Annotated in this window: 21 protein-coding genes and 1 tRNA gene; 14 read left to right on the top strand and 8 right to left on the bottom strand. The window is 31.5% G+C overall.

Annotated features, from left to right (window positions below; all coding sequences use genetic code 11):
• Positions 1-5 precede the first annotated feature (5 nt).
• Complete coding sequence (locus tag ES045_RS04245) at positions 6-818, top strand: RDD family protein (RefSeq protein WP_147112899.1); 813 nt, start codon at positions 6-8, stop codon at positions 816-818.
• 645 nt (positions 819-1463) lie between these two features.
• Positions 1464-1961 (top strand): Lrp/AsnC family transcriptional regulator, encoded by a 498-nt coding sequence (locus ES045_RS04240; protein ID WP_147112896.1) that lies wholly within the window; start codon positions 1464-1466, stop codon positions 1959-1961.
• Positions 1962-2033: 72 nt separating this feature from the next.
• Here the strand turns inward: ES045_RS04240 and ES045_RS04235 are convergent, their stop codons facing one another.
• From ES045_RS04235 to ES045_RS16560, 5 genes are all read right to left on the bottom strand, one after another.
• The gene (locus tag ES045_RS04235) at positions 2034-3437 is read right to left on the bottom strand and encodes an aldehyde dehydrogenase family protein (protein ID WP_147112893.1); all 1404 of its coding nucleotides are present in this window, start codon (positions 3435-3437) and stop codon (positions 2034-2036) included.
• 10 nt (positions 3438-3447) lie between these two features.
• Positions 3448-4464: a homoserine dehydrogenase gene (locus ES045_RS04230; RefSeq protein WP_147112890.1), complete on the bottom strand. Its 1017-nt coding sequence runs from the start codon at positions 4462-4464 to the stop codon at positions 3448-3450.
• Positions 4465-5275: 811 nt separating this feature from the next.
• Positions 5276-5357, bottom strand: a tRNA-Tyr gene (locus tag ES045_RS04225).
• 198 nt (positions 5358-5555) lie between these two features.
• Positions 5556-6164, bottom strand: coding sequence for a transposase (locus tag ES045_RS16565; RefSeq protein WP_223267180.1), 609 nt, complete (start codon positions 6162-6164; stop codon positions 5556-5558).
• A 47-nt stretch (positions 6165-6211) separates the two neighbouring features.
• Positions 6212-6493, bottom strand: coding sequence for an IS110 family transposase (locus ES045_RS16560; RefSeq protein WP_262712857.1), 282 nt, complete (start codon positions 6491-6493; stop codon positions 6212-6214).
• Positions 6494-6888: 395 nt separating this feature from the next.
• Here ES045_RS16560 and ES045_RS04215 point away from each other — a divergent pair, with 395 nt between their 5' ends.
• Both ES045_RS04215 and ES045_RS04210 read left to right on the top strand, forming a co-directional pair.
• On the top strand, positions 6889-7143 hold the full coding sequence (locus tag ES045_RS04215) for a hypothetical protein (protein WP_189663024.1): 255 nt from the start codon (positions 6889-6891) through the stop codon (positions 7141-7143).
• Between the two features lie 125 nt (positions 7144-7268).
• On the top strand, positions 7269-7502 hold the full coding sequence (locus tag ES045_RS04210; RefSeq protein ID WP_147112885.1) for a DUF6266 family protein: 234 nt from the start codon (positions 7269-7271) through the stop codon (positions 7500-7502).
• Positions 7503-7512: 10 nt separating this feature from the next.
• On the opposite strand, the gene ES045_RS04205 is transcribed toward ES045_RS04210, so the two are convergent.
• The gene (locus ES045_RS04205) at positions 7513-10005 is read right to left on the bottom strand and encodes an ABC transporter permease (protein ID WP_147113437.1); all 2493 of its coding nucleotides are present in this window, start codon (positions 10003-10005) and stop codon (positions 7513-7515) included.
• Positions 10006-10049: 44 nt separating this feature from the next.
• Complete coding sequence (locus ES045_RS04200) at positions 10050-10739, bottom strand: ABC transporter ATP-binding protein (protein WP_147112882.1); 690 nt, start codon at positions 10737-10739, stop codon at positions 10050-10052.
• Between the two features lie 123 nt (positions 10740-10862).
• Here ES045_RS04200 and ES045_RS04195 point away from each other — a divergent pair, with 123 nt between their 5' ends.
• Positions 10863-11507, top strand: a complete 645-nt coding sequence (locus ES045_RS04195; RefSeq protein ID WP_223267178.1) for an arylesterase — start codon at positions 10863-10865, stop codon at positions 11505-11507.
• Positions 11508-11555: 48 nt separating this feature from the next.
• Here ES045_RS04195 and ES045_RS04190 read toward each other — a convergent pair whose 3' ends face one another.
• On the bottom strand, positions 11556-11735 hold the full coding sequence (locus tag ES045_RS04190) for an adenylosuccinate synthetase (RefSeq protein WP_147112876.1): 180 nt from the start codon (positions 11733-11735) through the stop codon (positions 11556-11558).
• Between the two features lie 621 nt (positions 11736-12356).
• Between ES045_RS04190 and ES045_RS04185 the strand changes: the two genes are divergently transcribed.
• The 9 genes from ES045_RS04185 to ES045_RS04145 all read left to right on the top strand — a co-directional run bounded on the left by ES045_RS04185 (position 12357) and on the right by ES045_RS04145 (position 20566).
• A complete protein-coding gene (locus ES045_RS04185; RefSeq protein ID WP_147112873.1) occupies positions 12357-12971 on the top strand; it encodes a TetR/AcrR family transcriptional regulator in 615 nt (204 codons plus the stop codon).
• A 2-nt stretch (positions 12972-12973) separates the two neighbouring features.
• A complete protein-coding gene (locus tag ES045_RS04180) occupies positions 12974-14224 on the top strand; it encodes a TolC family protein (protein WP_147112870.1) in 1251 nt (416 codons plus the stop codon).
• Positions 14225-14310: 86 nt separating this feature from the next.
• Positions 14311-15198, top strand: a complete 888-nt coding sequence (locus tag ES045_RS04175; RefSeq protein WP_147112868.1) for an HlyD family secretion protein — start codon at positions 14311-14313, stop codon at positions 15196-15198.
• Between the two features lie 32 nt (positions 15199-15230).
• Entirely contained in the window at positions 15231-15713 is a 483-nt protein-coding gene (locus ES045_RS04170) for a hypothetical protein (RefSeq protein ID WP_147112865.1), read from the top strand.
• Complete coding sequence (locus ES045_RS04165; RefSeq protein WP_147112862.1) at positions 15714-16616, top strand: ABC transporter ATP-binding protein; 903 nt, start codon at positions 15714-15716, stop codon at positions 16614-16616. It begins immediately after the preceding gene.
• Between the two features lie 114 nt (positions 16617-16730).
• The gene (locus ES045_RS04160; RefSeq protein WP_147112859.1) at positions 16731-17459 is read left to right on the top strand and encodes an ABC transporter ATP-binding protein; all 729 of its coding nucleotides are present in this window, start codon (positions 16731-16733) and stop codon (positions 17457-17459) included.
• A 135-nt stretch (positions 17460-17594) separates the two neighbouring features.
• Entirely contained in the window at positions 17595-17981 is a 387-nt protein-coding gene (locus tag ES045_RS04155) for a GxxExxY protein (RefSeq protein WP_147112856.1), read from the top strand.
• Between the two features lie 317 nt (positions 17982-18298).
• Positions 18299-19405, top strand: coding sequence for an ABC transporter permease (locus tag ES045_RS04150; RefSeq protein ID WP_147112853.1), 1107 nt, complete (start codon positions 18299-18301; stop codon positions 19403-19405).
• A gap of 39 nt (positions 19406-19444) precedes the next feature.
• Complete coding sequence (locus ES045_RS04145) at positions 19445-20566, top strand: ABC transporter permease (protein ID WP_147112850.1); 1122 nt, start codon at positions 19445-19447, stop codon at positions 20564-20566.
• The last annotated feature ends 55 nt before the right edge of the window (positions 20567-20621 follow it).

The raw sequence follows: 20621 nt of genomic DNA, 5'->3' as shown, positions 1-20621 counted from the left end.
ATTGCATGAAAACACTCCAAATAAAAACAGCACAAAATGTAAATATTAATTTTACGGTAGCCAATGTTGGTCAGCGTTTGTTAGCTTTTACACTAGACAATGTTCTTAAATTTGCATACTTGTACTTTGTGTATTATGTATTTGATTTTCAAGCAGTAGAACGTCTTTTTTCTGGCGATAATTGGACCATACAAGCTGTGGGTATTTTAGTTTTAATTCCGGTTACTTTTTACTCTTTGTATTCAGAAATTTTATTAGACGGACAAACATTAGGTAAAAAACTTTTAAAGATTAAAGTTATAAATGAAGACGGATTTAAACCTAGCATTACAGATTATGTAATGCGTTGGTTTTTACGTATTGTAGATTTTAATTTGTTTATTTTATTAGGGGTTTATATTTATTCTGTGGGTTTAGATAATGAAGATTTCTTATTAGGATTGGCTTTTTTAGGCGGAAAACTAATTGGTCTGTTATTAATTATTTTCACAAATAAGAGTCAGCGTTTTGGAGACATCATAGCAAATACTATTGTAATTTCTTTAAAAGACGAAGTTCAGTTTTCTGAAACCATCTTAGAGAATATCTCAAGCAAATACATTCCAACGTACCCGAATGTGATTCGCTTGTCAGACAATGATGCTCGTATTATTAAAAACACATTTCAGTCTGCTAAGAAATTTAACGATTATAAAACTTTAATCAAACTTCGTTCTAAAATACTAGAAGTAACCGAGATTAAATCGGTGCATAAAAGCGATATTAAATTTATAGATGTTGTCTTAAAAGATTATAATTATTATACTCAAAGCATGTAACTATTGTGCTTTGTGATTTTCTATTTAACATAATATAAATTATAGTACATTTATAAAGTAATTTCTGTATAGCCGTTTTTACGGCTATTTACACATAATATCAGATATAGTGCCTTTAGGTCTATATCGGCAGATATTATGTTAAAAGAAATTACGGCTAATTTAACTTCTAGATTTGTTTGATAGCTATAATTCTCTATTTTTGTTTAGTACTTTTAACATTATGTAAAATAGGAATCAAACATTGTAACTATTAAACCTTTTAATATTTTCTTTTTTTCCTTTATGAAAAAAGAAATCGACTTTTTAGGAGATTTACGAACACTAAAAAATATAAACGCGTGAGCTAAACAAAAAAATCAAGACTTACATATAATCTTGGAAACAATTACGGTTCGTCTCTTTCTATTTTAAGCCATTTAGCGTTAAGAAAATGTCTGGGAGACATTTTTAGATAAATACTATTTAAAGCAAGATTATAGTTTAGTTTTGTATCTAAATACAATTTTCTACTAGATAATTGTATTTGGATAGCCTAAAATATTACGTTCCATTATCTTATTGTTTTCCCATAATTACATTAATTAAATATAATTTTGTATTATTATACTTAAACATTAGGATAAACAATAAAACATTATAAAAATGGATACTATTCGGAAAAACTCCGCAAATAACGAATTAGATAAAACTGACGAACAAATAATTAGACTCTTACAAAAGAATGCGAGATTATCTAATAAGCAAATTGCTGCAGAAGTTGGTATTGCAGAGTCTACCTGTTCTGAAAGGATGCGTAAATTACAGCGAAAAAAAATATTCTTCGGGTTTCACGCTATTGTTGATTCTTCTAAACTTGGTACGAATATAGAAGCAATGGTTGCCATAAAATTAACCAAAAACACAAAAGATCAAGTTGATCATTTTAAAAATGCAATGTCTTTGTTACCTGAAGTTGTAAATATTTACCATTTAGCAGGTCAAATTGATTTTCTGCTTTACATTGCAGTAAGAGATAAAAATCATTTAAGGGATTTTGTAATGGATCATGTTACAAAAGACTACGTCAAAAGTTTAGAAACTTCTTTGATTTATGATTTTTCACAAAACCCATTATTTCCTATTTATTTGGATCATGAATAAAGGAGAAATTCTAATTAAAATATTGATTAGATCTTCTCCTCTATACTTGCTAATTGAAAAAATAAATGATATTTATATTTTTAACTTGAAACAAACAACTTTGGTTTCAGACATCGCTTCAATAGCAGATTTTAGGCCTTCTCTGCCTATCCCGCTGCTTTTAACGCCGCCAAAAGGCATCGCATCTATTCTATAATCTGTAGAATCGTTAATCATTACACCAGCGCACTCTAGTTCGTTAATTGCTTTATGTGCATGATTAATATCATTCGTAAAAATTGCGGTATGCAAACCAAAAGGAGATTTATTACAGCATGCGATCGCTTCATCTAAGTTTTTTATTTTTGAAATCGTTACTACAGGTCCAAAAACTTCTTTGCAATTGGCGATATCATTATTACAGTCAGCCTCCAAAATGGTTGGCACATAACAATTTCCAATTGTTTTTCCTCCACTAATTATTTTTGCTCCATGATTTATGCTTTCGGCAACAAACAGCTCAATCTGATTAATTGATTCTTTACTAATAATTGGTGCAATATCTATATCTTCAGACAAAGGTGAACCCATTTTTAAAGTAGCCGTTACTTGAGAAAAATGAGTTAAAAATGAATCGTATATAGTTTCTTCTACAAAAATTCGTTTTACACCCACACAATTTTGTCCACTTGCAAAAAATGCTCCTGAAACACAAGATTGAACAGCGTCTTTAACATCAGCATCAGACAAAACGATTACAGGGGAATTAGAACCCAATTCCATCACTATTTTTTTTAGTCCTGCTTTTCTTTGGATAACCTTTGCTGCTGCTACTCCCCCCGTAAAACTTATCAATCTTATGCGATCATCGCTAATGAGCGCATCACCAAAGTATTCTGGAGAACCTGTAATGATACTTAACATTTCTTTTGGTAAGCCAGCTTCATAAAGAATTTCTCCAAACTTAATGGCTACTAAAGGCGTATAATCACTTGGTTTTAATATCACCGGATTTCCTGCAGCAATTGCTGGTCCTAGCTTGTGACAAATTAAGTTTAAAGGATCGTTAAAAGGGGTAATGGCAACAACAATACCAATGGGTACTTTTACTTCGTACCCCACTCTGTCTTCTGAACCAGAAACAGCGTTAAACGGAATGGTGGCTCCAATTATTCTTCCTGCTTCCTCTGCAGAAAGTTGCATGGTATTTAAAGCTCTAGTAACTTCTTTTCTTGCCTGAACTATTGTTTTTATTCCTTCTGTTGCAATGAGATTCGATAATGCATCAAATTCTCGCTCCATTAGGGTTACGGCTTTTCTAAGAATTGCCATTCTTTTTGAAGCTGGCATTTTTTTACCAATTGCCTCTCCTATTTTTGCTACATCAAGGGCATTCTTTACATCTTGTTCCGTTGATTGCGGGACAGTTCCGATTTTATCTCCTGTATAACTATTATAAACAGGTACGGTACTTGTATTTTTTTTATCTATTACCATGTTTTAATTTTTAACCTTTAACTATTGATATAATATCATTGTACAAAGCAAAACCAGTTTCAATTTTCCCAGCTCCAGTGCCAACTATTGTAGTATCTCCTAAAATATTAGAGGTGATTTTTAAAGCATTCGTAGCACCTAAAATACCATATAATGAATCATTCATTGGTATCAGTTTAGGGCAAACTGAACCATGGACAATACTTTTATCATCCTTCCAAACGCTTCCAATTAGTTTCCATCTTTTATTATTTGATGCTGCTTCTTTTACATCTGAAAGTGTAATTTTAGAGATTCCCTTTACGGCAATATCTTCTTGAATTAATTGCACATCAAAAACAACATTTGCCAAAATCATTACTTTAGCCAACGTGTCTAATCCTTCAACATCACTTGTAGGATCTGCCTCTGCATATCCTAGTTTTTGTGCCTGTGAAAGTGCATCATTATAAGACATTCCTAATTCCATTTTAGATAAAATATAATTAGATGTTCCGTTCATAATACCACTTACAGCAGTAATACTTGAACCTAAAAGACCATTGTTTAAAACATTTATAATAGGGGTACCACTCATTACAGTTCCTTCAATTGCTAACGTTTTTCCCTTTAGTTTAGCCAAATTAAAGATGTGTTCATACCCTATAGCAAAAGGACCTTTATTAGTAGTGACAACATGCTTACCTGAATTTAGTGCAGTTTCTATATGAGATATTGCTGGCTGCCCTGTTTTAATATCTGTGAAGCTAGCCTCAATGATGATATCTGCATTAATTTCTTGTATCGCTTTAGGAATGTCAAGTATATTCTCTGATAACAAACTATAATCAGCGTTATTGGCATTTGTAAGCACTTTCTGCATATCTATTCCATTCGCATCGATCAGACTGCCTTTCATGATATCTAAAATACCTACCGTTTGTATTTCTAAATTTTTAGCCAGCGGTAATACCGAATTATTTCTTAAGATAATTTCAGCTAATCCTTGTGATACAATTCCAAATCCTACATATACTATTTTTACCATTTGTAATTATTTAAATTCATGTTTATGCCACAAATCTATATATATATTCATATACAATAATTATTACCGTAAAGGATTCTGTTATTTTGTGTTTTTAGTAAATTATATGCGATTGTTAATGCAAAACATATTTAAAACAAAATTTAAATCGTTTGTAAAACATTTTATGAAGCAGATAAGTTTTTATTGGAGAAATTTGAGAGCTAACTTTAATGTGTTTTTTAATACAACCTAATGTAAAAATTGGATACTATGGCCAGCATATAATTCGTTTTATTTTTCCTTTCCACACACATTTCCACTTCTCTCCTATTGTCATTTCGTAAAAAGCATATTCCATTAAATTTTAAAAGAAAGTTTTTAGAAGTAAGGTTTGAGAAGAAAAAATAAAAGAAGATTGGTATTGTAAAAAGCTTTTTACCAAAGCAAAGTAACATAACGCAGAACATTATAGTACATTTATATTATATTTTCTCTACAGCCTTTTTTAACGATTTTTATACACAATACTAGAGATTAACCGCGTCATTTCGAGGAACGAAGCAATCTGTTCGTAGTTTACAAAAATCTTTTAAAATTTAATTATTCATTCTTACAGTACCAAGACCCAATCTATAAAATTCCTTCAGAATGCTGTACTTGTTATAAAAAAAATAAAGCAGATTCGTATGGTGTAAAGCTTTCCCAGCAAAGAAATCCATCAATAAAAATTATCAGAATAGCACTTTTATGCGATATTTAATAAGGATATCAGATCGTTAGAATTAACGAAGAAATTTAATTCATTTTAGAGTGCAGAAAGGGTAAATTGTGGGGAGAGCAGGATTCGAACCTGCGAAGACGTAGTCAACGGAGTTACAGTCCGTCCTCGTTGGCCGCTTGAGTATCTCCCCTTTTATTTATTGTTTCAATGAACATGCAAATTACTTTCGTAATGCATTGTTTTTTTTAACGATTGCGAATATACAAAGTTTTCATATATGTCCTAAAAAAAGTATGTTTTTTTTCAACTTTATTTTTCAGTCGAATAGTAGGTTTTAAGAATCCGTCATTGCGTATTCTATGACTATACCAAATATATTTTCTATTATTTATGCAGCATATTTTAAAACATTTACATAGGGAGTTTGTCTTTTAATAGTTGCAAAAATACGTGATAATAACTTATTTCTAATGATGTTAATTGTACTCATTTTATTTTTTCCTTGATCAACTCTACGATTATAGTATATTTTCATTTCAGGATTATTTTGTATTGCTGATTTTGCGCACATATCAAAAAGGCTTTTGAGTTTTTTATTAGCAAGATTGCTCACTTTAGTTCTTCCTCTGATACTTGTTCCAGAGGTGTTAGGGAAAGGAGCAATACCACAATAAGAAGCAAATTTTCTCCAAGATGCAAATTTTGTAAATCCGTTGGTTGTTACAATCATAAATAAAGCTGTCTGGTTTCCTACACCTTTAATACTAATAATTAATTTATACTGTTGTTTTAGTTGCTGGTTTGATTTAATAATTTCTTTCATTTCAGCTTCAATAGTCTTAATTTGTTTGGTAAGGTATTTTATCATTCTTTCTTGAGTTTCTAAAAGAAGTTGATTTTCTTTTCTAGTATAAATTCTTTTTTGCTCTTTAAGTGTTGATTTATGACCAGCTCTTTGTTTAACCAATCTTTCTCTTAATGTTAGTAGGCGTTTCAATTGATTAATACTTTTTGATGGCAGTTTATAGGGTTTTATTTCGTCTCTTAATGATAGCCATACAACGCAATTTTTGTAGCATCTACTTTATCATCTTTTCCTCTGGATATTCCTAACGATTTCTTTATCTCTAATCCTGGAATTAATGCAAAATAAAAATCATTTTCATCAAAAAATAAAGAAATTTGTTCAGAATAGATACCAGTGTGTTCTAAAACAAATAAAGTTTGCTCTTTAGAAATAGGATTGTTTTTTTCTACCCATTTAATAAGTCTTTTAAAGCCTTTAGGATTATTCTCAAATACTTGATAAAGCCGGTTACTGTGAATACGAACATCAAAAGTTAATTTACTAATGTCAATACCAATTGTTTGTTTAATTTTATAATTTTGTTTTGTGTTAGTAAAAATGATTACGTTGACTAAAACCTTTAAAAGGTCGAAACTGAAATTCTATTTGGTCCTTTGTAATCGAAAATGAAAAGAATGGAGACTAATACGCAAAATAGAGCTAATAATTCTAGAGGGACGATAAGTTCACTCCATTCTTTTTTATTAAAGAAATGAAATTCTTTAATGCTGTATAATATAGCAATTAAATGATATAATTAGACTTTGCTAATCTAAAGGAGGCACGAAGCAAGCTGTCCATTATTACATCCTACTTCATTGTGTAGCCACTCTTATCTTCCATTCTTTGCATTAGGTTGCCACGTTGTACCTCCTTGCAACAACAACAACAACAACAACAACAACAACAACAACAACAACAACAACAACAACAACAACAACAACAACAACAACAACAACAACAACAACAACAACAACAACAACCCACTACCCTACGCACGACTCTCCCTCACCTTTCCTCCCCAAAAAGTCCATTTTTAAAAAATACAGTCTTGCAGTCTCCGAACAAATCTCGAGCCAAGCCCGAACAAAACCCCTTAAAAAAGTTGTTTTTGTGTCATCACATGTAATTAGAGGTCAGCACCGTTTACAACCTGTCAGTTTGTGTCAATACGTGTCAGAAGGTTTCAGGTGTTTGGTTATCTTAGTTTTAGACTTTAGATTTGGAATCTATTAATCATAAAAAAAAATAATTATGGCAACATTTGAAAAAGGCATACTTGGCGGGTTTTCTGGCAAAGTAGGCAACGTAGTAGGTGCTAGATGGAGAGGTGAAAATGTAATGCGTAGTTTACTAAAGCGTGGTAATTACACAGCTACCGCAAAACAGGAAGAACAACGTCAAAAATTTAAAACCCTCATTGGTTTTTTAAGTCCGATTGTAGACGTATTAAATCCTTATTTTGGGAATCCACAGGGCAATCTATAAATAAATAAAACTACACCTCTTTTCTCAACACCTCTAAAGGCGGACTTCTTAAAACCGATTTCAAATTGCTGACACCAATAAGTACTACTAAAAAAGTAACACCAGGTAAAAAGACCAGAAAAGGAATTACAGCGGGTATAAAAGGTTCTTTGAATAAAAAGGTGGCTAATAACTGACTCCCAATTAAAGACAATAAAATACCAGTTAAACTTCCTAAGATTCCTAAATAGACATATTCTAAGGCTGTAATTTTTAAAATTTGTTTGCTTTTTGCTCCGAGTGTTCTTAATAAGACACTTTCTTTAATTCGTTGGTATTTGCTATTTCTCACAGAACCTATCAGCACAATAAAACCTGTTAAAATGCTAAAAAATGCCATAAAATTGATAATCCATGAGATTTTATCTAAAATACCTTCCACTAGCGTAAATACTTGCCTTAAATCTAAAATGGTCACATTCGGAAATTGTTGCACCAAATCTCTTTGTAAGGCTGCTGAACTTTCTTTGTTAGGCACCTGTGTGGTCATCACATTAAATTTTGGCGCATTTTCTAAGACTCCGGTTGGAAATAAAATTGAAAAATTGACTTTCATACTGCTCCAATCTACTTTTCGAATACTCCCCACAATCGTTTCCATCAACACTCCTTGAACGTTAAAAACAACGGCGTCTCCTACATTTAAATTTGCATCTCTCGCAATATTGTCTGCAATAGAGATATAAATAGGTACTCCTTGGAGTCTTTTTCCTGTAAACTCACCGGCTACAATCTCTTCTGTCGCAGATAAAGCATTTCTATACGTAACTCTAAATTCTCTATTTAAAATCCACTTACGCATTTTAACCGTGGTGTCTTTGCGAATCTCATTGACCGATTCACCTCGAATGCTTTGCATGCGCATGGTAATGATTGGTATGTTGTCAATCACTTCTAAGCCTTTGCTTTTAAAGGTTTCTAAAAGCGCGGTTTCTTGGATGCTTTGTACATCCATTAAAATGATATTGGCATCACTTTTTTTATTTTCGATCGTTGTTTTAGCAAGTAAAATATCTTTGGTAAAATACAACGTACTAATTAAAAAAGTACCGAAACCAATGGCCAAAACAAGTACCAAGGTTTGGTTGTTGGGGCGAAATAAGTTTAATAAACTTTGGCGTTGGGTATATCCCCAAGAACTGGGAAAGTATTTTTTAATTAGTTTGATGAATGCATTGGCTACCCCCCCCATAATAGCAAATATGATGAAAATACCGAGCGTAAAAAACAGGCCATTTAGGGCATCTTTTAGAATCCAAAAAGAAAACAAAAAGATAAAAAGTAGTATTAAAAACCCTACTGCAATTCGTGCTATTTTAGGTTTTTGTAAATTGTCTTCAGCACCTCTTAAAACTTCTAATGGCGATATATACCAAGTGCCTAATAATGGCAGTAATGCAAACAAAATAGACATTAATACACCTAATGAAATCCCCATAATTATAGGCCAAATAGAAATTGATATGGCCACATTAAAGGGTAAAAAATCTTGTAAAATATAAGGAAATCCATATTGTAAAACAATTCCTATAGCAGCACCAAGTATACCTCCTATAAGTCCGATGCTTAAAATTTGAAACAAATAAATTAAAAAGGTTTGTTTTCTAGAAGCTCCTAAACATTTTAAAACAGCTACGATTTTTAGTTTTTCTTTAATATAAATATGTACAGAACTTGCTATACCAATGCATCCTAATAAAAGCGCAATAAAAGCAACTAAATTTAAAAACCGACTCACATTATCGTATCTTCTTCCCAAACGTTGACTTGTACTTGTATGGGTATCTAAATCTGCATTTTCCGCTTTAAGAATAGGAGCTATTTTTTTATCTAATCTTTCTAAATCCATTGCTGGAGCTTCAAAAAAGTATTGGTATTCTTTTCTACTGCCAACTTGCAACAATGCTGTTTCTTCTAAAAAACGATAAGGAATTAGAACAGTTGGTGCTATAGAAGAGGAAATCGCTGTACTACCCGGAATTGATTTTAAAGCGCCTAGAATAGGAATTGTAAGTTTGCCTAATTTTATGGAATCGCCAGGATTTAGATTGTATTGTAATAACAAGGTCGCATCTACCAATGCACCACCTAATTCTTGATAATTTTCACCAGCAGCTACTGGGTCTGTTGCCAAATTTCCGTAAAAAGGGAATGCTCCTTCAATCGCTCGTACTTTTACTAATTTGGTGCCGTTATTTTTTGGGAAAGCAGCCATAGAAACAAAATTGACTTCAGAGGCACTTGCTCCTAAGGAATCTATAATTGCTTGTACTTTTTTAGAGGGAATTTGTTTGCTATCAATCAAAAAATCGGCGCCCATTAAGGCTTTCGATTGCAGTTGTATATTCTGTTTTAAATTATCACTAAATAATTGAATGGAAACCACCGCTGCAATTCCTAATATAATAGATGCCATAAAAAGCATTAATCTAGAAAGACTTGCTTTTCCGTCTCTCCAAGCCATTTTTAAAAGCCACTGTAAATTCGCTTTAGATTTAATTGTACGCATTAAATAGTGTTGGTTTTTTCGTTTGAAGTAATCTTTCCTCCTTTTAAGCGTAAAATTTGTTGTGTTCTGTTGGCCAAATCTAAATCATGTGTAATAATCACCAAAGTGGTACCGGCTTCTTTATTCAATTCAAAAAGTAATTGAATCACCTTTTCGCCTGTTTCTTCATCTAAATTCCCGGTAGGTTCATCGGCAAATAAAATAGACGGTTTGTTAGAAAAAGCTCTTGCCAATGCCACGCGTTGTTGTTCTCCACCAGATAATTGAGACGGATAATGGTGCAAACGATCTGCTAACCCTACCTTTTCCAACAAAGCGATACCAAATGTAGCGGCATTTTTTTCGCCTTGTAATTCTAAAGGTACAATGACGTTTTCTAAAGCCGTTAATGTAGGGAGCAGTTGAAAATTCTGAAAAATAAAACCTACTTCTTTGTTTCGCAATGCCGCACGTTCGTCTTCATTTAAATCTTGCAGAGGCGTTCCGCATAATTCAACGGTTCCTGAACTTGGATAATCTAAACCTGCACACAAACCTAACAACGTAGTTTTACCACTTCCAGATGGACCTACAATTGAAAAAACACTTCCTTTTTCTACTTCGAAAGAAATAGTACTAATTACTGTTAATTTTTTAGATCCACTAGTATACGTTTTCTCTAAATCATTAATCTTTAATATATTTGACATTCTTCTTTTTTAATTTTTATCTAAAATAAGCTGATGTTTAAAAATAACCAATTACTGAAACATACCAACAATAGAACTCGAAATATTTTCTTAAAATTTTGTTATTTTTCTTTGCTGATATTCTTGTGCGCCTGCAAATCTGATGTTCCTAAAAAAGCAACAACTATAGAAACCACAACACCTAAAACTGAAATTAAGCAGCCTGAAGATACACGTTCTAAAAGAATTGTTTTTTTTGGGGATAGTTTAACTGCTGGTTACGGTTTAAACGATGTTACCGATGCATTTCCTGGAATTATTCAACATAAAATAGACTCTTTGCAATTGAATTATCGCATTGTTAATTCTGGTGTAAGTGGAGAAACTACTTCGGGTGGAAAAAATAGAATCGATTGGGTTTTAAATGAAGAACCAAGCATTTTTGTTTTAGAATTGGGCGCAAATGATGGTTTAAGAGGTGTTCCTTTAAAACAAACAAAAGAAAACTTACAAGCTATTATAACTGCAGTTAAAAACAAGTATCCTACTACAAAAATTGTTTTAGCAGGCATGCAAATTCCGCCTAATATGGGACAGGATTATACCTCGGAATTTAAAAATATATTTCCTGCATTGGCTCAAAAAAACGATTTATTTTTGATTCCCTTTCTATTAGAAAATGTTGGTGGTATGGCAGGTTTAAATCAATCGGATGGCATTCATCCAACAAAAGAAGGGCATCAAATATTGGCTAAAAATGTTTGGACTGTTTTAGCGCCTTTGCTTTAATAAAGCGATGAAGATACTTTACGTATCGTAACCTTTATGTAGCAAAAATTATTTCCTATTCTTTCGCTTCTTTCTCCAAATGATATAAAATAAAAAAGCTAAGATGGGCATAATGATAATTACAATCACCTCAAATGGATCTGTAAAATCTAACGGTTTGTTATCGTCTGGGTTTGGCGTACCTATTGGTAATTGTAAAATAACGCTGTTATATATTGCTGCGAGCATATTTTTAAGGATTTATAGTCAAATTTATGAAATTAAAAACACCTTACAAGCATAAAACCAAATTACATTATTCAAAAAACTTTTTCCCCTTAGGTTTTACACTAATTAGTACTTGCAATTGCATGTAGTACCCTTTTATGGGGAAATTTCGCAAAAAAACACCCTATTTTTTTTTATAGTATACTGCGCTAAAAATTCACTTTACCGTCTAATTCTTAAAATAGTATCAATTGATTTAACGAGCTATCTTATCTAAAACAGCGATAATTTCATGCTCCTTTTAGCTTACTGCTCATAAAAGTTACAGTTTGATTTGTAATTTTAAAAAAGGAAAAAGCGGATGCCATTTTTAAAGTTTCCCTACTGCTATTTTCTGTGTTTTTTGGTGGCAGATACGTACTCGTTTCACCTGTAAATAAAACAGTATTTTAGAAATAGCACCTTTAAAATTCTTAAAACTATTTTATATAGTTTTAAGGACCAATCTTGTACTACCTATTGATTATCAAACACCTTTTGTCTACTTTCTTATTAAAAAAATTGTTTCAATCAGATTTTTAGCAAGCACTTGCAAAATTAAATGTACCTTTGTTAACCAAGTGGTTAAACTATATAGTTAGAATGACAAAAACAAAAGACAAAAATACAGAAGAACAAATATTAAATGCGGCTAAAAATATATTCCAAACAAAAGGAATGGATGGTTCTCGTATGCAAGAAATTGCTGATAAAGCAGGTATAAATAAAGCAATGCTGCATTATTATTATAGAAGTAAGCAATTGCTTTTTGAGGCTGTATTTAAAAATGCATTTTCATTACTAGCCCCTCAATTGAACACCATTTTAAATGATGATTCTTCTATTGAAGATAAAATAAAAAACTTTACAGTAGACTATACTTCATTTATGATGAAACATCCTTATTTACCAAAATTCATTATACAAGAACTGAATAGAAATGAAGATTTTATTAAAAAGCTAAAAGAAAATGCAGGATTTCCTAATCTTAAAAAATTCAAAGAAAAGGTGGCAGAAGAAATCAAACTCGGTACCATAAAACCAATAGATGCAGATCAATTATTTGTAAATATATTGGCGTTAAACATATTTCCTTTTTTAGGAAAACCATTAATAAAAGCCATTACAAACAAAGACGAAAATAACTATAAAACATTTGTTAACCAGCGTAAAACAGCGGTAGCAGATTTTATTATTAATGCTATAAAGACCTCATAAAAATGAAACAGTTCTTATTTTTTTTAACAATACTAACATCCCTTTCGGGTTTTTCTCAGCAAAGTATCAGCTTAGAAAAATGTTATCTTTTGGTAACAGAAAATTTTCCGTTAGCTAAGCAAAAACAACTTTTAGAAGCACAGAATAAACTAGATTTAGAAGTTATCTCTACATTAAAATTGCCACAAATTAATTTAGCTGCACAAGCAAACTATCAATCCGAAGTTATAGAAATACCAATTGCAAATGCAAACTTAGAGTCTTTAAATAAAGACCAATATAGAGCAACACTTTCTGTAAATCAATTCATTTATAATGGCGGCATAACCAATGCTTCATTAAAAGTTAAAGCTGCACAGTTGAAAACCAAACAAAAACAAATAGAAGTTAGTTTGCATCAATTAAAGCAACAAATCAATCAACTTTATTTTTCTATTTTACTGTCTCAGGAATCTAATTTGTTATTAAATGCTAAAAAAATACAACTAGAAGCAAAACTTAAAGAGGTTACTTCTGGCATAAAGTATGGCCTTATTTTACCTGCTTCAGATAAAATTCTAGAAGCCGAATTATTAAAAATTAGGCAACAATTTTACGCATTAGAAAGTAATAAACAAACATTAATAGAAACATTATCTAGTCTAATAAACAAACCTTTAAACCCGAGTACTTTGTTTAAAAACCCGCTAATAGAAACGCAATTTCAAACAGCATTAACAAGACCAGAACTAGCGTTATTTCAACTTAAAAAAGAAGAAATTGAAAATTCAGAAAATTTAATATCTAAGCAAAATGCTCCTAAATTATTAGGTTTTGCAACAGGAGGTTATGGCAACCCTGGTTTGAATATGTTAGACAATTCTTTTCAACCTTTTTACACCTTAGGTGTTCAATTAAAATGGAATGTTTTTGACTGGAATTCCAATAAAAAACAACGTAAATCAATCGCTATTCATAAGGATATTGTAGATAACGAAACCGAAATTTTTAAACTGAACACAAAAATCGAATTAAATAAGGAACAAAAAAATATTGATAGAATGACCACAATCATTGCGTCTGATACGGAGATTATTAACCTTAGACAAGAAGTTCTAAAAATGGCAGATTCACAGCTTAAAAATGGCGTGATTACTTCCTCTGCTTATATTACAGAGCTCACTAATTTATACGAAGATGAAAACACATTAATACAACATAAAATTGAGTTACAACTAGCGAAGGCTAATTACAATATCATTAAAGGACACTAAAAATAAAATTTCGCGGATTTGGCTGATGTAATTTAAAGACAGGAAATACAATCAAATGATAATCAGTGGAAACTAAAATACAAAACATGAAAAAACACACCTATATAGTAAGTTTAAGCATCGCAGCTACACTGTTGTTTTCTTGCAACAACGAAAATGGAAAAGCAGATGGTTACGGCAATTTTGAAGCTACAGAAATAACTATTTCCGCAGAAAATAACGGAAAACTAATACAGTTTGCTGTTCATGAAGGTGATCAATTGGAAGCAAATCAATTTATAGGTTATATAGACACGATTCCGTTGTCTTTAAAACGTGAGCAATTAGTTATTTCTAAAGCTGTAATTAGTTCTAAATCTAGAGGTGTTTTGTCTCAAATTAATGTGCTAAAAGCGAAGTTAAAATCAGCAAAAATAAACAAAACACGAACTGAAAATCTAATAAAAGATAATGCTGGTACACAAAAACAGCTAGATGATGTTACAGGAGAAATGAATGTTATAAAAAGTCAAATTAGAAGTGTAGAAATTCAAAATGCACCCGTTGTAAATGAACTGAAATCTATGGATGTTCAACTAAAACAAATTGACGATCAAATACAGAAAAGTAAAATCATAAATCCGTTAAGAGGAACCGTTTTAACAAAATATGCAGAGCCAAATGAAATTACTGCTTTTGGAAAACCTCTTTATAAAATAGCAAATTTAAACACCATGCAACTGCGCGTGTATGTTAGCGAAACACAATTAGCCAGTATTAAAATCGGACAAGAAGTTATGGTTAAAATTGATGCTGCTGATGCTATGAAATCTTACACTGGTAAGGTTAGCTGGATTGCTTCAGAAGCAGAATTTACACCTAAAATTATTCAAACCAAAGAAGAACGCGTTGCTTTAGTATACGCAGTGAAAATAAATGTGACCAATGATGGAGTTCTAAAAATAGGAATGCCCGCAGAACTTTGGCTTGACTAATAAAACACGAACAATTAAATAAATTAGAGACAATGAAACATGTAATTTTAGCAATAAGCCTATTGGCTTTCGTAAGCTGTAAAGACCGCAATAACAAAGAAAAAACAATAGAAAAAGATGGTATTGAAACAACCGAAATACATCAAAAGGAAGAAATTAAAAACCTATCTGACAATTCTTGGATAAAAGAAATTAAAACCAATAATGGCAGTAAATGGAAAGCCAATACAGCAACTAATGATGGTGTACAGCAAATGGAAAAAAGCATTGAAACACAAACAACCAATACTTTAGAAGACTATTATGCATTAGCAAAACAGCTGAGTGATGATAAAGATTTTGTCCTAAAAAATTGCACAATGAAAGGCGCTTCTCATGATAACCTACATGTTTGGCTTTTGCCTTTAATGGGAAAAATTGAAGCTCTTTCTGAAGCTAAAACTTTAGAAGATGCTTCTAAATTAAAACAAAGTATTGTAAAGAATGTAAATGAATATACTAACTACTTCGAATAAATGGGCATTACTGTTGCTAACATATCAAAATCTTATAAAAAGGTAAATGCTTTAGAGGATATTTCCTTTGAAGTAAAACCAGCAGAACTTTTTGGACTCATCGGACCGGATGGTGCAGGAAAAACAACTTTGTTCCGAATTTTAACAACGCTTTTAATTGCAAATGAAGGCAATGCTACAGTTGCAGGGTTTGATGTTGTTACAGATTACAAAAAGATTCGAAATAATGTAGGATACATGCCAGGGAAGTTTTCACTGTACCAAGATTTAACCGTAGAAGAAAATCTGAATTTTTTCGCTACCATTTTCGGAACAACTATTGAAGAAAACTACGACCTCATAAAAGAAATTTACGTACAAATAGCACCTTTTAAGAATCGTAGAGCAGGTAAATTGTCTGGTGGAATGAAACAAAAACTAGCTTTGTGTTGTGCTTTAATTCATAAACCAAAAGTGTTGTTTTTAGACGAACCAACCACTGGTGTTGACCCCGTTTCTAGAAAAGAATTTTGGGAAATGCTAAAGCGCTTGCAAAAAAAAGACATTACCATTTTGGTGTCCACACCTTATATGGATGAAGCTGCTTTGTGTGACAGAATTGCCTTGATTAAAGATGGCAAAATTTTGCAGATTGATACACCAGAAGCAATTGTAAAACACTTTCCTAAGCAGATTTATAATGTAAGAGCAAGCAACATGTATCTGCTTATTAATAGTTTAAAAACCTATGAATACAACCATAGCGTCTACCCTTTCGGAGAGTTTGTGCATTATACAGACAGTAGAACTGATTTTAATCCAACAGAATTAAAGAAGTTTTTAGAATCGAAAAATCTGTTAGATATAGAAATTAAAGTAACAGAAGCAACCATTGAAGATACTTTTATGGAATTAGCAAAATAGAGCTCATTTTAAGCATTATTATAAAGTCAGAATATTTTTTTTATAGTAGTATGTGAAACTTTTAGAGAACCATTAAGACATCTTAACTGCCATAGATGAGACAAATTAGAAATTATGAACAACACTAAAGTCATACAAGTAGAAGGATTAACCAAAATGTTTGGTGATTTTGCAGCAGTGGATGCCATTACTTTTGAGGTTGAGAAAGGCGAAATATTCGGATTTTTAGGCGCAAATGGTGCAGGAAAAACCACCGCTATGAAAATGTTAATTGGTATTTCTAAACCAACCTTAGGAAAAGCAAATGTTGCAGGTTTTGATGTGTTTACGCAAGCGGAAGACATCAAGAAAAATATTGGTTATATGAGTCAGAAATTTGCTTTATATGACGATTTAACCGTCAAAGAAAATATCACATTTTTTGGAGGGATCTATGGTTTGTCGAGAAAACAAATCAAAGAAAAATCGGCTGTTTTAATTGAAGAATTAGAATTAAAGGAAGTCGCAAATAAATTAGTTGGTGCTTTGCCATTAGGCTGGAAACAAAAATTATCTTTTTCTGTGGCGTTGCTTCACGACCCTAAAATTGTGTTTTTAGATGAACCAACAGGAGGCGTAGATCCAATTACCAGACGTCAGTTTTGGGAAATGATTTACAAAGCAGCCAACCAAGGAACAACCGTTTTTGTAACTACACATTATATGGACGAAGCAGAATACTGTGATCGTGTTTCCATTATGGTAAACGGTAAAATTGAAGCTTTAGATACACCAAAGAAATTGAAAGAACAGTTTAAAGCAGATACGATGAATGAGGTGTTTTTAAAATTAGCGCGTGGGTGAAATTTCTCCCGCAGAAATATTAAAGGTTTCCCGTAGATTTCGCAGATGTGCGCAGAAATAATATAAATGAAACTCATTGAAGAAAAAAATCTGCGATAATCTGTGAAATCTGCGGGAGAAACAACAAAAACAACTATGGAGGAAAAAACAGAAAACGAAATCTCTTATATAATAAGAGGGGCAATTTTTAAAGTTTATAATGAATTAGGTCCAGGTTTATTAGAATCTGTTTACGAAGCTGTTTTATTATTCGAATTAAGAAATCAAGGTTTAGACGTAAAAAGCCAAGTAGTATTGCCAGTATATTATGAAGGCGCTAAATTAGAAATTGGTTTTAGGCTGGATTTACTGGTAAATGATAAAGTAATCATTGAAATAAAATCGGTTGAAACTTTATCAAAAGTACATCATAAGCAAGTTTTAACTTACTTAAAGATTTCAGAATTGAAATTAGGCATTTTGGTAAACTTTAATGTAGAAGATATAACAAAAGGAGTTTTCAGAAAAGTAAACGGATTATAGAAAAAATGTCCCGCAGATTTCGCAGATACATGCAGAAATATAATATTCATAATCAATGAAAAAATCTGCGAACATCTGCCGGAGAAAAGAATAATAGAGGTAAAAGTTTCCCGCAGATTACGCAGATTCAAGCAGAGAAATGTGTGTGAGTCAACATTATAAAAATCTGCGAATATCAGCGAGATCTGCGGGAGAAAAGAATAATAGAAGTAAAAGTTTCCCGCAGATTACGCAGATTCAAGCAGAAAATGTTTCACGAGTCATATTAAAAAATCATCAAGATCAACGGGAGTTAAATCTGTATAAAAAAATATAAAATGAAAAGATTTGTAGGTTTTATAAAAAAAGAATTCTACCATATTTTTAGAGATAGACGCTCCTTGTTTATTCTCTTTGGTATGCCAATTGCGCAAATTTTATTATTTGGTTTTGCAATTACCAACGAAATCAATAATGTAGACATTGCTATTTTAGACCATTCTAAAGATGCCACAACAAAAGAAATAATCAATAAAATTTCGGCTTCTAAATATTTTAGTATCAAACAAATTATTGAGAAAGAATCTGATATTGAACCCATTTTTAAAAAAGGAAAAGTAAAAGCAGTCTTAAGTTTCGAAAAAGATTTTAGTAAAAACTTAATCAAAGAGAACAACGCAAGAATACAGATTATTACAGATGCAACAGACCCCAACACAGCAAATACAATAAGTAATTTTGTGAATGCCATCCTTCAAAAATATCAAAAAGAATTAAATAAAGATATTAGAATTGCGTACCAAATAATACCAGAAACACGTATGGTATACAATTCGGAATTAAAAAGTGTGTACATGTTTGTTCCTGGAGTAATGACCATTATTTTAATGCTAGTTTCAGCAATGATGACGTCTATCTCCATTACAAGAGAAAAGGAATTAGGTACTATGGAAATCCTGTTGGTTTCACCAATAAAACCTTTTCAGGTGATTATAGGTAAAGTGTTTCCATATATTTTTCTATCAATAATTAATGCTGCTGTAATAGTTGTTTTAAGTATTTTTATTTTTAAAATGCCAGTTCAAGGAAGCTTGTTTCTTTTAGGTTTAGAAAGTATTTTATTTATTGTTTCTGCTTTGGCTTTAGGCATTCTAATCTCAACAATTTCTGCGACACAACAAACAGCCATGATGATTTCTTTAATGGGCTTAATGCTACCAGTAATATTATTATCTGGTTTTATTTTCCCTATTACAAGTATGCCAATGCCACTTCAAGTAATTAGTAATATTATTCCTGCTAAATGGTTTATCATTATTGTAAAAGGTATTATGCTAAAAGGTGTAGGATTACAGTTTATATGGAAAGAAACGCTAATTTTAGTAGGAATGACGGTGTTTTTTATTGCACTAAGTATTAAGAAATATAAAATTAGACTAGAATAAAAGTTTGCAATATTTAGTCATCAGTAAGCATTCAAAAATATGAAAACAATACTATACATCATACAAAAAGAGTTTAAGCAAATCTTTAGAAATAAAGGAATGCTTCCTATCATTTTTGTTTTGCCTTTATTACAACTAGTTATTTTATCTAATGCAGCTACTTTTGAAGTTAAGCATATTAAATTTGGTTATATTGATAACGACCATTCTATAACATCAAGAGCTTTGGTTGAAAAATTCAATGCGTCTACTTATTTTGATGTCTTAACAAATTTTTCATCTGAAAAAACAGCAAGTTCTGCAATGTTAAAAGGTGAAATTGACGTTGTTGTAAATATTCCGTTACACTTTGAACGCGATTTACAAAAAGAAAAGCATATTGATTTAGGAGTAACTATCAACGCTATTGATGGTGCAGCAGCCGGAGTTGAAAACGTATATATAACGCAGATTGTACAAAATTTTAATAGACAGTTAAAAGTCGATCTATTTCAAATTTCAGACCAACAAATACAGCCAATACAGATTGAAACCATTCCATTATTCTGGTATAACCAAACCTTAAATTATAAAACCTTTATGGTACCAGGTATTTTGGTCTTATTGGTTTCTATGATTACTTTATTTCTTTCGGGAATGAATATTGTTCGCGAAAAAGAAATAGGAACTTTAGAACAAATAAATGTAACACCAATTAAAAAAAGCCAGTTTATTATTGGTAAACTTTTTCCGTTTTGGGTAATAGGAATGGCCTTGTTAACGGTTGGTTTACTTCTATCGAAACTAATTTTTAATGTTCCTATGCTTGGTAGTTTAGCACTTCTATACGCATTTACGTCTGTTTATATTTTAGTGATTTTAGGCATCGGTTTATTTATTTCAAATTTTACAGATACGCAACAACAAGCCATGTTTATTGCTTGGTTTTTTGTGGTTATTTTTATTTTAATGAGCGGTTTGTTTACACCTATTGAAAGCATGCCTGTATGGGCACAAATAGTTACAGAATTTAATCCCATAAAATACTATGTAGAAGTCATGCGAATGGTGATGCTTAAAGGTTCTGGTTTTACAGATATTCTTCCGCTATTAATTAAAACATCGCTGTACGCAATTATTATGAATGGATTGGCAGTTTGGAGTTATAAGAAAACAACTTAGAATAATAATTATATGAATGCTAGAAATATTATCCGTAAAGCGAGTGCGATTATAA

It is taken from the genome of Polaribacter sp. IC073 (assembly GCF_007997075.1).
Lineage (GTDB): Bacteria > Bacteroidota > Bacteroidia > Flavobacteriales > Flavobacteriaceae > Polaribacter.
The sequence above is the reverse complement of the archived record's forward strand: the minus strand, read 5'-3'. Positions and strand labels throughout refer to the sequence as shown.